The organism is Dyadobacter fanqingshengii (assembly GCF_023822005.2).
GTDB classification, from domain to species: domain Bacteria; phylum Bacteroidota; class Bacteroidia; order Cytophagales; family Spirosomataceae; genus Dyadobacter; species Dyadobacter fanqingshengii.
This window is the reverse complement of the sequence record NZ_CP098806.1, coordinates 4,411,954-4,428,200: the sequence shown is the minus strand read 5'-3', so window position 1 is coordinate 4,428,200 and position 16,247 is coordinate 4,411,954. Positions and strand designations below refer to the sequence as shown.

At 46.1% G+C, this 16,247-nt stretch carries 10 protein-coding genes and 1 tRNA gene; 3 read left to right on the top strand and 8 right to left on the bottom strand.

Going from position 1 to position 16,247, the window contains the following annotated elements; all coding sequences use genetic code 11:
• Window position 1: 1 nt before the first annotated feature.
• The 7 genes from NFI81_RS18360 to NFI81_RS18330 form a co-directional block, all read right to left on the bottom strand.
• On the bottom strand, window positions 2-3,925 hold the full coding sequence (locus NFI81_RS18360; RefSeq protein WP_234611024.1) for a PVC-type heme-binding CxxCH protein: 3,924 nt from the start codon (window positions 3,923-3,925) through the stop codon (window positions 2-4).
• A 32-nt stretch (window positions 3,926-3,957) separates the two neighbouring features.
• Window positions 3,958-5,571 carry a RagB/SusD family nutrient uptake outer membrane protein gene (locus NFI81_RS18355; protein ID WP_234611025.1) on the bottom strand — a complete coding sequence of 538 codons (1,614 nt, stop codon included), beginning with the start codon at window positions 5,569-5,571 and terminating at the stop codon, window positions 3,958-3,960.
• Between the two features lie 19 nt (window positions 5,572-5,590).
• The gene (locus NFI81_RS18350; protein ID WP_234611026.1) at window positions 5,591-8,977 is read right to left on the bottom strand and encodes a TonB-dependent receptor; all 3,387 of its coding nucleotides are present in this window, start codon (window positions 8,975-8,977) and stop codon (window positions 5,591-5,593) included.
• Between the two features lie 210 nt (window positions 8,978-9,187).
• On the bottom strand, window positions 9,188-10,294 hold the full coding sequence (locus NFI81_RS18345) for a FecR family protein (RefSeq protein WP_234611027.1): 1,107 nt from the start codon (window positions 10,292-10,294) through the stop codon (window positions 9,188-9,190).
• A gap of 61 nt (window positions 10,295-10,355) precedes the next feature.
• Window positions 10,356-10,988 (bottom strand): RNA polymerase sigma factor, encoded by a 633-nt coding sequence (locus tag NFI81_RS18340; protein WP_234611028.1) that lies wholly within the window; start codon window positions 10,986-10,988, stop codon window positions 10,356-10,358.
• 95 nt (window positions 10,989-11,083) lie between these two features.
• Window positions 11,084-11,668 (bottom strand): hypothetical protein, encoded by a 585-nt coding sequence (locus NFI81_RS18335; RefSeq protein ID WP_234611029.1) that lies wholly within the window; start codon window positions 11,666-11,668, stop codon window positions 11,084-11,086.
• Between the two features lie 12 nt (window positions 11,669-11,680).
• On the bottom strand, window positions 11,681-12,463 hold the full coding sequence (locus NFI81_RS18330; RefSeq protein ID WP_234611030.1) for a hypothetical protein: 783 nt from the start codon (window positions 12,461-12,463) through the stop codon (window positions 11,681-11,683).
• Between the two features lie 161 nt (window positions 12,464-12,624).
• Between NFI81_RS18330 and ubiE the strand changes: the two genes are divergently transcribed.
• The 3 genes from ubiE to NFI81_RS18315 all read left to right on the top strand — a co-directional run bounded on the left by ubiE (window position 12,625) and on the right by NFI81_RS18315 (window position 14,210).
• Window positions 12,625-13,347: a bifunctional demethylmenaquinone methyltransferase/2-methoxy-6-polyprenyl-1,4-benzoquinol methylase UbiE gene (ubiE, locus tag NFI81_RS18325; protein ID WP_234611031.1), complete on the top strand. Its 723-nt coding sequence runs from the start codon at window positions 12,625-12,627 to the stop codon at window positions 13,345-13,347.
• Complete coding sequence (gene porT / locus NFI81_RS18320; RefSeq protein WP_445438737.1) at window positions 13,296-14,024, top strand: type IX secretion/gliding motility protein PorT/SprT; 729 nt, start codon at window positions 13,296-13,298, stop codon at window positions 14,022-14,024. Before ubiE ends, porT begins: the two co-directional genes overlap by 52 nt.
• A gap of 111 nt (window positions 14,025-14,135) precedes the next feature.
• Window positions 14,136-14,210 (top strand) — tRNA-Val (locus NFI81_RS18315).
• A gap of 92 nt (window positions 14,211-14,302) precedes the next feature.
• Here the strand turns inward: NFI81_RS18315 and NFI81_RS18310 are convergent.
• Window positions 14,303-16,234 (bottom strand): T9SS type A sorting domain-containing protein, encoded by a 1,932-nt coding sequence (locus NFI81_RS18310; RefSeq protein WP_234611032.1) that lies wholly within the window; start codon window positions 16,232-16,234, stop codon window positions 14,303-14,305.
• Window positions 16,235-16,247 lie beyond the last annotated feature (13 nt).

Here is a 16,247-nt window from a genome sequence, read left to right as displayed (position 1 = left end):
ATCAGGGCACTTTGGAATCAGTAACCGTCAAAATTCCCTGCATAACCCGCCAATGACCCGGAAATGAGCATATAAATGGATATTCGCCGGGCTGCGTTGGCGCTTTGAATTCCAGCCGGAAGCTTTTTCCTGAATTCACCAGCGGCGTTGCAAACAGCACATCCGGCGTCGATGGTACAAAATTCTTTTCAAAACCATCTTTCAAACTCGCCATCGCATCCGCCGCTTCACCCACTTTTTCGGCCGTTCCGGGTTTGACGATCACCACATTATGCGGCATCAGGTCGGGGTTTTCAAAGACCAATGTTACTGCTCTGCCTGCTGGAACACTTAATGCTTTTTTGTCAAAGGCCATTTTCGCTTCAATGGCAACGAGCTTTATTTCAATCGTACCCATATTTTCCAGCATCGAAAGCACAGACTTTCTGTCTTTTTCAGCCACACCATTTACCATGTTTTTCATAGTTGTAATGGCGGTGGCGAATGCTGGTGAGTTCTGAATAGACTCGGGAGTGCTGCTTAATGATGCCACCAAATCCTTCGTGCTCTGCGTTTTGGCTTCGCTTTCCAGGGTCATTTTCATCAATAAAGGATAGCCAACTGCCGGCATATTAGGAGCCAGGTCTTTTACTTTTTTATAAAATGAAGCTTTCAAATCTGCATTGGTCAGCATCGAAATTCCTGTCAAATAAGCCGCTGGTTTCTCCTGAATGGCTTTTTCTAACATTTGATCCGACTGTCCGGAAGTGATCGTTGCGGCAAAACCAGTCGCCTGCATCACCTGGCTCGTGTCCGCGCTGATTAGTTTTGTCAATTCAGCCTGATTTTGTTTCAACTCAGATGGCTCGGAAGCTAATAAAAGTTTAATAAGCTCTTGTTGTGCTGGGCTCTGCTGATTGCTTTTTCTGCTTTTTTCCTCTTCACGGATTGCATTCAACAGCACATTAACCTTGCCTGTTTTTTGAGTTTTTGCCAGGCTGCTTACGGCTACCTGTTTCTTTGCAACATGAATATCCGGCCGGGTAAGCATGGCTGCCAGCACGTCGGGCGTTTGTGGTAATTTGGCGAGCTCCTGCGCATTAGCCAGCTTCAAAAGATAACGATTGGCTTGTTTTTGATTAGCTCCAAAGCTTTTGCCTTGTTTCATACCCGCCAGCCAGATCGGTTTTAAAAACCGGAATGTTTCATGCACCGCATAATCCATGTAGTAATCAGTTGGATATTTGAAGATATCCGTGGCAGCGATTACTGCCTCTTCTGAATTGAAATAACTCAATGCGACAACTGCTTCAATCCTCACCCGCGCCGATTCATCATTCACTCGGGCACGCATCAGTTCCAGCGAATTGGGGATTCGGTCGCGCCAGTAAAGGAGCAACTTTGTGGCCGCAGCGCGTGCCTGAGGCTCTTTCGCGTTGAGTAGTGTTTTCAAAATGTTTGGTTCAACTACATTGAAATCCTGATAAAGCCACAAACCTTCAAGCAGATTATGCTCGTATTGTGGATCATTTTTATCCAAAGCAGCCGTCCATTTTTTCAATTCAGGCAAAACTTGCTCCGCTTTCTTTTCCCGAATTTGCGCCCGTGATCGATAGCGGAAACGATCTTCATGAACTTTCAGATTATTGAGTAATTCCGAAATGCTTTGCTTTGAAATATCGGATACTTTGAGAGCCGGTTTACCTTTGTAAGTGATCCGCCAAACGCGGCCATGCGATTTATCTCGCGCAGGATCGCGCGGTGGATTTTCACCGTGTGAGATCAGCGGATTGTACCAGTCTACAATGTATAAGCCGCCATCCGGGCCGAACTCAATGTCGATCGGGCGGAAGTTTGGGTCTTCGGATTGCAGGATCGCCTCCACTTCCTTGCTACCAATGCCGGAGCCTCGCGGAATGATGCGGTGCTGCTTTGTTCCCTGGAAACCAATGTTGTTATTGACCAAAAAATCACCCTGAACTTCATCCGGAAACTGTCTGCTGGAAACGATTTCGATGCCCGCCGTTGGCCTTACACGCGTTTCGGTGAACATTTCGATGCGCGGATGCTTGTCCGGATAAGTAACATTGCCGGTCATGGGCGGCGCAAAATAGTTGGAGCCGTCCGACGCATCACCGATCAAATGCATGCCCCATTTATCAAAAACACTTCCCCACGGATTGTAATAAGGATAGGAAATGTAATGGGTCAGTTTCGCCGTGCGCGGCTCGAAGCGATAAGTCGCGCCCGCATAAGAGCGGATCGGGCCGTAAGGCGTTTCCACCTGCGAATTCAAAAATGTGCCTTCATTGAAATACAATGCGCCATCCTGCCCGAATGTGAATGCGTGCGTGGCGTGATGGCTGTCTTCGGAGCCGAAACCTGTCAGAATCACTTCTCTATGATCGGCTTTGTCATCGCCATCGGTGTCTTTTAAAAACACAATATCCGGCTCCTGGGACACATAAACGCCGCCATCGCCAAACTCGAAACCCAATGGAAGATAAAGGTCGTCGGCAAAAACGGTGTGCTTATCGGCCTTACCGTCTGCATCGGTGTCTTCCAGGATCACGATTTTGTCATGGACGGGAATGCCCGGGAAATATTGCGGGTAAGTGGGCATCGTCGCCACCCAAAGCCTGCCCCGCGCATCGAAGTTCATAGCCACCGGTTTTTCAATTGGAAAATCCTTTTCTGAGGCAAAAAGATTGATCTCGTAACCAGCAGGCAGCTTAAATTTATCAGTCGTTGCAGGCCACATTTTTTCGTGATGCGCATGCGCGGCGGCTTTTGCGGCTTCTCCTTGTCTTCCGGTCATCGGAATTTCCGGCATTAACATGGGATCAACCGGTTTTCCGCGCCTATCCACAATTTCAATGGCTTTTTGATAAGCCTCAACACCATTGCTATTGCCCATTTCCCAGATCACCGAATCCAGCGACGCAGTCATTTGGTTCAATTTCCGAAGCTCCGGAGGAAATGCGATCACCCCAAACGGCTCTCTCCTGCGGCCGTAAATGTATTCACCATTCACAGCTCGCCAGCGGTAAAAGAAATGATCGTCCTTCATCTTGATCACAGTCAGAAGCTTCTTGCTGTTTTCTGAGTTCATATCAGGCATCTTCCCAAAACCCAGTGACTGTCCCATCCACTCAGCAGCCAGCCTATAACCATTGCCAGTGAGGTGAATGCCATTAATGGTCCATTTTTCCTGCCCTTTCTGCTTCATTTTAGCAAAGGAAGGCGTGAACAGATCTATGAAAAAGAGCCCTTTTGCGGAAGCCGTTTTTTGCATGGCTTTTGTATACAATTCCAGGTTCTTATTGTGCTCCGCAGGATTTGGAAAATTTACACCCAACTCTTCATGCGCGATCGGGGAGACGAGCACGAGCGTAGGAGTCGAGCGGCCGTTATACTGGTTCTTTTGCAGGTTTTGGATAAATACATTGAGGTCTTTTTCAAATTGCGGCAGGCCAGCCGGACCTTTGAATGCTTCATTCATGCCAAAACACAAGAAGATCATGTCCGCTTTCTGATCGTAAAGATCCTGGTTCAAACCTTCAAAGTTGAGCGCAACGGGCATAATGATGCGCTCGCCTTCGTGCGTAAAACCTTGAAATTTCACCTCCTTCTGGCCTTCGGTCAGTCTGGTTGTTTTTTCTCCAAAACCCGGAAAATTGAGCGGGCGCGGCTGTAAACCCACTTCATCCGCGCTCCAACCCATATTGCGCATGGTCAGCTGCTTACCGGGGAAGTTTTTTTGGAGTAATGTTTCGAAATAGCCATAATGGCGCATCCGATCCGCAAATGTGTTGCCGAGCAAGATGATATGGTCGCCATTTTTGGGTGTAAATCCCGGATTAGGCGCTTGCGCATCAGCCGGTTTTACCAATGTGACTGACAAGAAAACGATGGCCAGAAGGATATGCTGAAATTTGGACTTCATAGGAAATGGGCTAAGTCAGTAAAAGCGGCTTTTTACCAGCCGGTATTTTGTTTCAGGTTAGGATTTTTCTCGATCTCGCGCTGCGGAATGGGCATGAAATACATTTTTTCCTGAAAAATATAAGGCACACCATCCACTGGTTTGGCTTTGTAAGTGTACGTACCATTCGCGTTTTTGGTAATGTACATCGCATTAAACTGTTTACCATTCAGCACTTGCTCGGCAATTTTCCAGCGTCTCAGGTCCCAATAGCGTTTTCCTTCAAAAGCCAATTCAATAAAGCGCTCGTGGCGGATCTTCTCACGCATCTGCACTTTGGAAAGTCCCGTTGGAAGCTGGTAAGGAAGCAACCCTGCTCGCTGGCGGACGGCTTCAATGGCTGCGTAAACAGAGGCGTCGGGTGATGTTGATGCTTCATTTTTTGCTTCGGCATAGTTCAAAAGTACTTCGGCGTAACGCAGTTCTATCCAGTTCTGGTCGCTGCCCGAACTGCCGTAATAGTCCTTATTGGTTTCGTTCATGCCTTTTCGGATCAAATATCCCGTAATTGTTGCATAGGGAAGGTTAATGCCATCAATGGGTGCGCCTTCGTACATGAATATCGTTGCACCGAAAAAGGTTGCACCATTATAAAGTACTGTGGCATCAAACCTTGGATCCCGGTTTTTATAGGGATTGGCCGGATCGTAACCGGAACCTGTTTCGTTAATTGCTTTTCCGTTTTTCATTTCAAACGCATCCACAAATTCCTGCACAGGACTGCGTTCAACCGCATCCTGCTTGGATTGGGAATCGGGCTGCCCCCACGAATCCCAGCCATGTTCGCGGAACGGCTTTTGGTATTGCACACTGAAAATCTCTTCCTCATTGTTCTTATCGAGCATAATGTTGCGGAAATTTCCATGAAGCTTATAATTACCGGCATCCATCACTTCTTTGTTGACCAGCGCGGCTTTTTGCCAGCGCGAAACGTCACCCGCCGGATTGTATAAAGCGCTTGCATAAAAAGTTAGCACGCGTCCTAAAAATGCCTTTGCAGAGTGTCTGTTAGCTTTTCCCACATCCACAGCGCGGGTGCCATGCGTTTCGGGCAAAAGCGGAATGGCTTCTTCCAGTTCTTTTATAACAAAGTCAAAGCTTTCGTCAGTAGTCTGCTTGGCTACAAAAAGATCGTCATCAAGTCCTTGTGGCTCAGTAATAATGGGCACGCCGCCATAGCGTTTGATCATATTGAAATAGAGCATCGCACGCAGGAATTTTACCTGTCCTTTGAAATTTGTTTTTTGCTCTTCCTCTACATCGGCCGCGTCAATCTTACTCAGGAACATATTGGTCTTCCTTACGGGTCCATAGGCCCAGTATTCCATCGGATTATTGTCTGGAAACCATTGGCCTTGTACCACATTGCGCGGTCCGCCGCCCCAGTAGCTGCGCGATTCGTCGGTAATGTTATCATACAAACTGTGATCAAAGCCGGGCACATCCAGATACATATTGTTCACAAAAAGCTGGATCAGCGCAGGATCTTCGAAGACATTTTCCTCGGGAATGGACTCGGTGGCCTGGCGTTCGAGGAATTCTTCGTTGCAGGCGGTGGTCATAAGGATCATTACAACCAGCAGTGTTTTGGCAAATATTTTTGTCATGACAGTAAACATTAACTGATTAAAAAGTAAGGTTCAGGCCCAGGTTCAGCGTGCGCTGCTGCGGGTAGTAGGTGCCGGTTGTGTTCTCAATTTCAGGATCAAACATTTTCATTTTTGACCAAACTAAAAGATTAGCTCCCGAGAAATAAACCCGCACATTGCGCACACCGATTTTCTTGATCAGCTCTGAAGGTAATGTATAGCCAAAGTCGATGGACCTTAACCGCACATAGCTTGCATTTCTTAGATATAGGCTGGAAGTGAGGGAGTTATTCGGGTGAGGGCCTTCCCACGGTCTCGGATACAGTGCATCAGGATTCTCAGGCGACCAGTGGTCCAGCAGATCCACATACGTATTGCGTGAACCACCCTGGAAAAAGTCCCTGGCAGCGCCGTAAAGCACTTGTCGTACACGTCCTGCTGCCTGGAAAAGGACATTCAGATCAAAACCTTTAAGCGAGCCGCCGAATGACAAGCCGCCGATCACTTTCGGCACATTGTTGTCCATGGATATGATTGTCAGGTCATTCGCATCCACTTTCTGATCGCCGTTAATGTCTGCGTATTTCACATCACCGGCTTTTTGTCCGCCATTGAATTGCGGCAAGTAAGCAGTCACTTCCTCGTCTGATTGGAAAAAACCCAGTGCCTTGTAACCGGTAATAAAGCCCAGCGGGCGACCTGTTTGCAACAGATAATCAGGTGTGTTGGCGGGTTCGTCCAATGTAATCACTTTGCTTTGCGAGAAGCTTCCGTTCAGTTTTACAAAATATTTCAAAGCCTGAAAACTGTTCTGGTGGCTCAGCATGAACTCAATGCCCTTGTTATCCACTTTGGCATAATTTTCCGCCGGCAACTGCGCACCTAGTGTGCCCGGAATGGAGCGTATACGTGTGCGGAGAATGTTGGAAGTTCTTTTGTAAAACAGATCCACTTCAAACTGCAATTTACCTTTCCACAACGAACCTTCCAGACCAACATCCGAAACCGACGCCGTTTCCCAGGTCACATCCGGGTTGGGCAAAATGCCCGGTGCAATGGTGGAAAGGCCTTCTGTGCCCGATACAATGGTTCCCGACGGATTGTAAACCTGCGAATACTGGAATGTGGGGTTCCTCAAAAGATAGCCCGTGTACACATTGCGGTCGTTACCCACGACGCCGTAAGATGCACGCAATTTCAGGTTATCGAGGAATGAAAGCGCGGCGCTGTTTTTAAGAAAAGGTTCTTCAATAATGCGCCAGCCGGCAGACACAGCTGGGAAAAATCCGTATTTCTTGGAGGACGGAAACGCCACAGAACCGTCCCTTCTGAATGATGCTTCGAACAAATAACGCTGCTGAAAACTGTAATTAACCCGCGCAATGGCACCGCGGCGACCGTCTGTGAACGAGCCACCGTTGGCATCTTTCTGACTTTCACCGCCGTAGAAAAATTCATCCAAGCCCTGGGCGGGGAAATTGGTGCGGAAACCATAAAAATTGTTGCCTTTCGCATCAAGCTGTTCGAACAGGAGCAAGCCGCCCAATTCGTGCGGGCCGAAGCTGCGTGAATAATTCAGCGAGGCATTCAATGTGGTTGTATTATACTCGCTGAATGATTGCGTTAAGGAAGTTTTGCCATTCCAGCCACCGTAAGGATAAATTTCCAGCGTGTTGCCGTCAACGTCCTGGCGGTTCATGAAAATAGGCACATTGTAATGCTTGTTATTGGAATACTCACGGCCAAAAGATGCCCTTCCTAAAACAGATAAACCTTTGATAAACGGCAATTCATGTTTCACCGTCAATGTAGCTTGCAGAATGTTGTTCCGCATGCGGTTATAGCCGGTTTTGATCTCTTCAACCGGATGTTGCTCGCGGGTGTAAAAAATGGTCCCGTCGGGGTTATAAGCTTTGTCCAGCGGATAGGCGGCCACAATGTCGTCGAAAATAGATTCGGGCGCGTAGGCACTTTGGTTGGTGTTTCTGGCGCTGGCGTCAATGTCCGCCGATATGGTCAGGTTTTTATTGATTTTCGCATCTACATTGGTCCGTATGGAATAGCGCTGAAAATTGATGCGGTCGTACATGCCGTCCTGATCCAGGTAACCCAGTGAAAGAAAATAGCGGATCGCATCCGAGCCGCCGCTCACACTCAGGTTTTGTTGGGTTTGAAAAGATTGCTTTTTCAATGTATTGCCATACCAGTCATATTCAGGAAGCACGCCATTGCGGATGTCTTCCAATTGCTGATCGGAATATTGAATGGGCTTGCCGAGATTTTGAACGGCCTTATTTTTTGTAACCGCATATTCATAGGCGCTCAGCACTTTTGGATATTGCGTAGGCTGCTGAAAGCCTGCAAAACCGTTGTAATTGAATGTTGGCTTGCCCGTCGCACCGCGTTTTGTAGTAACCAAAATAACACCGTTGGCCGCTCTCGAACCGTAAACTGCTGTTGCGGAGGCGTCTTTTAGTATGGAAATGCTCTCCACTTCATTGGGATCGATCTGGTCGAAAGTCCGTATAATGCCGTCGACGACGATCAATGCGCTGTTATCGCCGAATGTGCTGGCGCCGCGGATGGAAATGGACGATCCTGCGCCGGGCTTTCCGTTTCCATTTACCGCAATAAGGCCCGGAAGCCTGCCTACGAGCGAGTTGGTAATGTTTGTTGCGGGTGTTTTAAGCAGTTCTTCGCCTTCCACGGAAGCCACGGAGCCAGTCAGATTCACTTTTTTCTGGGTTCCGTAACCGACCACGACCACTTCCTGCAATGCTTTCAAATCGTCTTTCAACACAATGTCCATCGTGCTCTGGTTGCCCACCGGAATTTCCTGGCTCAGGTAACCCACAAAAGAGAAAATGATCGTATGCTCGCCGTCGGGAATGCTAACGTCAAAATTCCCATCCGTATCGCTCAATGAGCCGCGCTGTGTGCCTTTTACCACAATGCTCACGCCGGGCAATGGTGCGCCTTTTTCGTCTTTTACTGATCCTTTAATGTTCCTGTCAACGGGTTTTTGCTCTTCCGCCGGTTGAGGGTTTAATGGTTTCAAATCAGGAATAATGCTGAGCACAAGCTGGTTGCCGGAGACTTCGTAACCAATGTTCAATGGCTTGAAAAGCGACTCGAGAACCACATTAAGCGGCTCATTATGGACATGTAAGGTCACTTTGTTCTCAACAGGGATCACCTGCGGACTATACATGAAACGCACGGACGCCTGACGGCTGATCTGCCGGAGTGCGACGCTTATTTTCTGATCATCCAGATCCAGTGAAATCCGACGGTTCAGTAATTCCTGGGCCCGACTGTCATTGGCCGCAACCAATGTTGTGCATAGGATAGACAGGATCAGCTGATAAATTGACATGCGCATGATTTTGAGTAAAATCCTGATCGGTTTCGTACTAATTTTCATAGATTTGTATGTATGCTTTTTTGGAAAAATGAGATACAAAACTCCCCTGTTCCGGTTTTAGCGAACCGGAGTATTAATGGGAATTAAGAAGGGGGAAAAAACAGGCCGGGGATGTTACAGCATCGTCGGCTTGTTTGTTTTTACGTCAGGGCGGGTGACTGGATTGGCTCATAAATGTTCGTTTTAAGGGTTAGGAATAGTATTTCAATGTTATTTACACGAGCTTCCGTGGATCACGATCTGCCCGTCGATCAATTCATAGCGCGCTTGTATGGCTTTGCAGATCATGCCGAGTTTTTCAAATAATGGCTCCTGACCAAGCTCTGCGGTAAGCTGGCAACCGGCCATTAAATCGGCATCGTAAATGATCTGGACTTCGTATCGTTTTTGGAGTGATTCAAAAACCTTTGCAACCGGTGCATTGTCAAAAACGAGGTTTTGATTAGTAATGTCTGTCGGGCCGACCTGTGCAGGATTTTCAATGAGCGAACGCTTCATTTTCTGATCGTCGCGGTGATATACGACCTGCTGGTTGGGTAACAGGACGAGTTCGTTCTTCTCCGGCTCCTGTGTTTTGGTTTGCGGCGCATTTGCCGAAACGGTCACCCTTCCCGTTTTGACCACAACGCGCACATCTTTGTCATGATCAAATGCTTTTACAGTAAAACTGGTGCCCAAAACCGTGGTAACCACATCACTGGTGTAGACTTTAAAAGGACTTTCAGGATTTTTGGTCACATCAAAAAACGCCTCGCCATTCAGCAAAACTTCGCGCTCATGCTGCACGAATTTGGCCGGGTAACTGAGCTTGCTTTCGGGCGAAAGTCTCACAGAGCTGCCGTCGGGTAACGCAATGTGTTTTGTATTAGACTGATCATTAGTTACTTCAATCCATTTTTCATTTTCCTTATCGTTCAAAGACTCTTGGCTGATTTGCGACTTGACCGTTTTTAAGGGAGAATTTGTATAAAAATAAAAAAGGACAATCAGGCATGTGAGGACACCTAATGCGAGCGAAAACCGACTGATCCATGTGTTGGAAGGTTCCGCATATTCCAATTCTTCGGTTGCCGATTTCCTTGCGGCAGACAAGCGTTGCAATTCACGTTGCAGCTCATCTTCGCTAAGATAATTTTGTGCGTGATGGATTTCCGAGATCAGCTCCTTTGCAGTCGTAACAATGCTTGCACGATCGGGGTTATTACGGACCCAGTTTTCCCAAAAAGCGTTGTCGGCAGGTTTTTGATGCAGCACCCATCTGCAAAATGCCTCGTCGGCCAGGAAATCTTTAATGTCATATCGTGCGTAATCCTGCATTTTCCGTTTTTGTTGGACTATATATTATGAAATAGTCCGCGACGGAAATCGGATACCCTTTTTATGATAAAAATTTTAGAAAAAATGCTAAAATAATTTGCGGTATGACATTCGAGAAGGAAGGCAGGTCATTTTTGAGCTGGGCAATGGCTCTGTAAATGAAGTTGGAAACCGTTTGGCGTTCGATCTCCATTACTTTGGCGATCTCATCGTTGGACAAACCCTCGTAAAATTTGAGAAAAATCACTTCCTGCTGGCGTTTAGGCAGGCGGTTGATCGCATTGCGGATCTCACGTTCTTTTTGCGACATGGATTCGGAACTGATCAGCATTGTTTCCACCGTCAGGTTATCCGTGAAACCTTCGCAGCTGGCGCCAATGTCGGCTGAATCGTCGAGGCGCGTATTGACTTTCAATTTCCGTAAAAGATTGTTTCGCAGCGCGCAAATGAGGTAAACTGTAACATAGGAAGTGTCGGTAAGGCGGGTCCTGCGATACCATAATTCCAAAAACAGGTCCTGAATGCAGTCCTTGATCAGCTCCGTGTCTTTGGTAAATTTTGTAGCATAATTAAACAGAAGGCGGTAACGGCGCTTGGCGAGCTCGTCAAAAGCCTGCTCATCGTTTTGGCGAAAACGGTTCCACAGCTCGCCCAAATGCGGCTCATCCTCGGGAACGGGTGTGGACTTCCTCATGAAGCGCTGTTGAAATTATGATATTTTTACTTTCAATATTCTAATTAATGGCTCATAAAGGTGTCCTGTACCATCCTGCTTTTCAGCATGCATGATTATATATTCCCAAAAATCCGCTGATCCGTTATCTCCGCCCGATGCGCTTCAAGAAATTCGCAAAATGCCTTGATCTGGCGCATTTGGGCAGAAAAATCGATGGAATGATCGTACTCCTCCTGGTAAACTTCCCTAAAATCGGTGATTACGTATTTCAGGCACCGGATTCCTTTGCCGCGTAACGCAGGGAGATAAAAATTTTGATGGCTTGCCGCATAACAGCCCGGCTGATAATTGCTGGTGGTTTTAATGTCGACGGCAACCATTTTTCCCAGCACATCCACATAGCCGTAAAGCAGCACGTCTTCCACCTGATACTCACAATAAACCTGCGTTTTAAGCATCGGTCGGGGGAGCAATGCACGCACGCGCGAAAGGATTTCAGGGTCAAATTCTTCTTCGTCAATGCCTTTGATCACCGCTTCCTCAAAAGAAACGCCTTTCCGCTGTGCCTCCGTTTGCGGGACTGGCAGGCGGTTCACGCTGTTAAGGAGCTCCGTTTCGTTGATATAACCTTTTTCAAAACGGTCAAAACGATTGAGCAATGTGGGATAAAGCTTGTATTTAACGGTGTTTGAGAACATTTTAGACTTCTGCTAATGGGATAAATGGAAACGATAGGTCAATGTTACGGCAATAAAACTAAATTTATCATTGGGCGTATCGCTGTATGACTCACTTTCTTCGGGGTTGATCACGCGCATGCCGGAAGTTGCGTCCAGCTTGTCTGTTCTTACAAAATAGAAACGATAATCGAGGCCAACTTTCCAGTGTCTTAACAGTTTGTAGTCGAGAGAAGTGCCTAATGGCAAAAGTCCTTCGCGGGTTCTTTTAATGTTGGCCAAACTTTTCGGCCGGCCCCAGCGCAGGAAATGTGGGTTCCGGGCACTTAGTTGACTGTTTGTAAACCGAAGCAATTGATTGTTATCCAGATCATAAGCATTAGCACTGAAATGTAAAATCCCCAATCCGCCGTAAATGCTAAAATGCACATCACCCGGCTCAAAATGGTTAAACTGTTCAGTCAAATTCCATTTCGCCATTAGCTCAACGCTATTATAACCATTCACAAACCAGGAATTGAAAAATGCGAATTTCTGACCGCCCATCTTTCCCGAATGATAATCCAAATGCAGGGAAATGTTCTTGTTGAAAGCCTTGCCAATGCTCACACCGGAAACTCCGCGCATATCCTGCTCATTCAATTCTCCAAAAAACTGCGTTAATCCTGACTTAATGCTCAGTGTAAAAGGCAGATAGTCGTTCCGGTCATAACTTTTTTTCTGGCTGATGCCATTCGATGAGGCTATCCGCCGCGTTTGCGCGTTCACGGCCGAAGTCGCAATGATAAGGAGTGTTCCAAGTAAATAGTGATGCATGATTGACAACCGATTAACTGTTAGTCCTAAGTAGATTCTCCGTTTAGACGCAGGTTTCTGGTTTTGGTCATCATGGCATTGGAATTACATTATTCATGTAATCAGAATAACCACATTTATCTGTTAATTTTGTTTAATTGTTGTATTAACAATAAAGCAAAATGAATGTAGTTCCATATAAAGATAAAGAAGGCAGCAAAAGAGAGCAGGTCGCTGAAATGTTTGATAATATTTCACCAAAATATGATCTGCTGAACCATCTTTTGAGCGCGGGAGTGGACATTTACTGGCGCAAAAGGGCCATTAAGCTGCTAAAAAAACAGGCTCCGAAAGTCATTCTGGACATTGCCACGGGCACGGGTGATTTTGCGATAGAGGCATTGGCACTAAAGCCCGAAAAGATCATTGGCGTTGATATTTCGGAAGGAATGCTCGCCGTTGGCCGCGAAAAAATAGCTAAACTCGGCAAGCAGGACATCATTACATTGCAGAGCGGCGACTCTGAAAACTTGTCTTTCGAGAGCAATTATTTCGATGCAATCATCGTTTCGTTTGGAGTACGCAATTTTCAGAATTTGCTGGCAGGACTGAGCGAGATGAACCGCGTGATGAAGCCAGACGGAACTTGTGTGGTGGTAGAATTTTCCAAGCCGCGCAGCTTCCCTTTTAAACAGTTTTATAATTTTTATTTCAAATATATATTGCCATTGATCGGCAAGAGCGTTTCCAAAGACAGTTCGGCGTATACATATCTGCCCGAGTCTGTCCAGGCGTTTCCGGATGGAGAGGCTTTTCTTGAAATCTATAAAAAAGCAGGTTTTATCAATACCAAATGCATTACACTTACCTTCGGGATTTGTTCGATTTACATAGGGCAAAAATAATACTAAGCATTCTTGTGCTGCTGATGGCGGCTCAGGAAGTGAGATCACAGGGCATTGGTTACAGGCGTCGTCACCTGGAATTTTATGATGACAAGCCTATTCATTATGGAATCCTGTTTGGCGTTCCTTTCACCCGGTTTAATGTCAAGCATAATAACGATTTTGTATCCAAAGACTCTGCATTTGTCATCCAATCCCCGACAAATGCGGCATTCCGCATGGGTTTCATTGTGAATGCATTTCTTACGGACCATTTCGATATCCGCACCACGCCATCCGTTTCTCTATATGAACGTCATGTGAAATTCAGCTATCCCAACGGAACCGATAAAATCGAAAAACGTGAATCAACTTGGATTGAGATCCCTTTGTTATTGAAATACAAATCATTACGAAGAGTCAATTCCCGGATGTATATGGTTGCGGGCTTTACTTTAGGCTTGGAAACGAATGTTAAAAGGAGCAGGGGCGGCGGGCAGCTGGACACAAAATCAAGTGATTTTTCAATCGATTACGGTGTAGGTTACGAACAATTTTTTGAATTTTTCAAATTCGCTCCCGAATTGCGTTTCTCTCACGGGTTGACGAATGTTTTCCAGCCGACTAAAAATTCAGCGGGAACCGGAATCAGTAAATTGTCCACCCACACGGTGACATTGTATCTGAATTTTGAATAAAAATGTGCCTTGATCTTCAATGAATTGCAATTTTTTTAAATTTTTTTCGCTGAAAAAGTTGCAGAGAAGATTTTAGTCCTACATATTTGCACTCCCAAACGACGGGGAAAAGGGAGTTTAGCTCAGTTGGTTCAGAGCATCTGCCTTACAAGCAGAGGGTCGGGGGTTCGAATCCCTCAACTCCCACGAAAGAAAAAGACGCTCATTCTAGCGTCTTTTTTTGTTTTCAGGGCATCAGCCAGTGGGATGTCCGCTTACAAGCAGAGGGTCGGAACGGTCTAGAATTTTAATATTTTTTTACTAGAAATGTTTCCTTCCGAAACCACTTGCAGGACGTAAGAGCCGGCTTGTACATTTTGAATGTCAATAGGAATCTCGTTTTGGTTATTGAATTCTTTACGGTACATTTCTTTTCCATTCGAAGATACAACCTTAATAGTCCCTGTATTAATGCTTTCCAAGTGCACGGTAAACAAGCCAGTTCCAGGGCTGGGCGACACAGTGATGTCATCGCCAACACCGTCATATCTAACATTAATCATTTTGCTGTAAGCAAACTTGCCATCCAAATCTGTTTGCTTTAACCGATAGTAGTTGTTGCCGGGATTGGGATTTACATCCAAAAAGCGATATGATTTATTTCGGTTTGAAGTTCCAATGGCTTGGACAGTGCCTACAATTTCAAATGTCTTACCATCGGCGCCGCGTTCAATGGAGAAGCTTTCACTATTTGTTTCCTGAGAAGTTTCCCAAGTCAGCAAGTTTCCTCCATCTTGTTTATTGACTGCAAAATAGGTCAGTGTAACAGGGAGCGTGCCATCGTTTTTGATGCGGGAGGCTTGAAGGAGGAATTTTAACCCGTCGTCCGTGTCTCTGCCCTCTATCCAGGAAATGATGGCACCACCTTTCATATCAGAGATAATCTGCGGGTCCGCCTGGTAAGATTCATTTGTGGCGACTTCTGCACCATTCAAAGTCCATTTTACATGACCGTCACCGTCAATCAATTGGGCAAATATGTTAGTGTTTTCGGAGATACGCCAGTCACCCCATACCAATATTGCTCCACCGGAACCATCCTTTACTATTTTGGGAGGTTCTTTGTATCCAGGTGCAATACAAACAGCCTTACCTGCTGTTTCCCACATCATTTGCCCATCACCATTGATTCGCTGGACATAAACGTTGTACTGGTTCTTGCGATTATCCTGCCACGTCAATATGGCCCCATTTCTTTCATCACTAACAAGGCGGGGAGATGTCTGAATACTAACGTCATCAATAACTCTTATCCCGTTAACTGCCCATTTCATTGAACCATCCCCATTCACCGATTGTATGTAAGTGTTGGTTCTTGCCCCTCTGCTATCTTCCCAGGCGATGATTGCGCCCCCTTCACTGTTTGTTATTAAGGAGGGATTTATTTGATGGCCTGTTGCCCCGCATACCAATATTCCATCCTTTTGCCATTGTATCTCACCAGCGGCGTTGATTTTTTGAGCGTAAATGTTTCTGTTGTATGGTGTCCGAAGATCAACCCATGTTATAATTGCGTTTCCATTATTATCCGTTGCAATTTGCATTCTATCCTGAATGCCTTCTGCTGTGCATATAGGGACGCTGCCTTCTTGCCATTGCACCACTCCTGCGGAGTTCACACGTTGGATGTATAAGTCGCTCATTTCGGACCAAAATGATGTGTTAATATACTTTCTCCAGACTATGAATGCGCCACCAAGGCCGTCGCTTATAACCTGATGGTGAAAAACAGGTTGTCCGGCATATGAAACAGTCCCAATGTCAGCTTGCCAAACCAAATTTCCGGCTGCGTCGTTTAATTGGATATAAAAGTTGGAGCTCCCTGGATGTGCTGATGACCTTCGGCAAATGAAAGTTCCGTTTGTTTTTGGATCTCGAATAGCATTTACAATGTCCCCTAATCCATAATACTGCCCAGCTGGGGGAAACTTCAACACTCCGTTTGCATCCACTTTTTGGCCGAAGCTTTTACTTTGAGATGCATCATCGCTTTTAGTGTCCCAAACAAACACCGCCCCACCTAATCCATCCTCCATTAATTGATGTTGCTTTATATAGTCAGAAGCCAGTGGAACATGTATGGTATTGTTGACTTTTGGATCGTCAACCCACTGAGCGAAGGATGTTACTGTCGACAGACAAATAAGGAGCATTAGATAATGTTTTTTCATGGCCAGATGTGTT

What these genes read in the sequence shown, in the direction of transcription:
- NFI81_RS18360 (WP_234611024.1), bottom strand. Translation starts at nt 3,925, where the DNA reads ATGAAGTCCAAATTTCAGCATATCCTTCTGGCCATCGTTTTCTTGTCA.
- NFI81_RS18355 (WP_234611025.1), bottom strand. Translation starts at nt 5,571, where the DNA reads ATGACAAAAATATTTGCCAAAACACTGCTGGTTGTAATGATCCTTATG.
- NFI81_RS18350 (WP_234611026.1), bottom strand. Translation starts at nt 8,977, where the DNA reads ATGAAAATTAGTACGAAACCGATCAGGATTTTACTCAAAATCATGCGC.
- NFI81_RS18345 (WP_234611027.1), bottom strand. Translation starts at nt 10,294, where the DNA reads ATGCAGGATTACGCACGATATGACATTAAAGATTTCCTGGCCGACGAG.
- NFI81_RS18340 (WP_234611028.1), bottom strand. Translation starts at nt 10,988, where the DNA reads ATGAGGAAGTCCACACCCGTTCCCGAGGATGAGCCGCATTTGGGCGAG.
- NFI81_RS18335 (WP_234611029.1), bottom strand. Translation starts at nt 11,668, where the DNA reads ATGTTCTCAAACACCGTTAAATACAAGCTTTATCCCACATTGCTCAAT.
- NFI81_RS18330 (WP_234611030.1), bottom strand. Translation starts at nt 12,463, where the DNA reads ATGCATCACTATTTACTTGGAACACTCCTTATCATTGCGACTTCGGCC.
- ubiE (WP_234611031.1), top strand. Translation starts at nt 12,625, where the DNA reads ATGAATGTAGTTCCATATAAAGATAAAGAAGGCAGCAAAAGAGAGCAG.
- porT (WP_445438737.1), top strand. Translation starts at nt 13,296, where the DNA reads ATGCATTACACTTACCTTCGGGATTTGTTCGATTTACATAGGGCAAAA.
- NFI81_RS18310 (WP_234611032.1), bottom strand. Translation starts at nt 16,234, where the DNA reads ATGAAAAAACATTATCTAATGCTCCTTATTTGTCTGTCGACAGTAACA.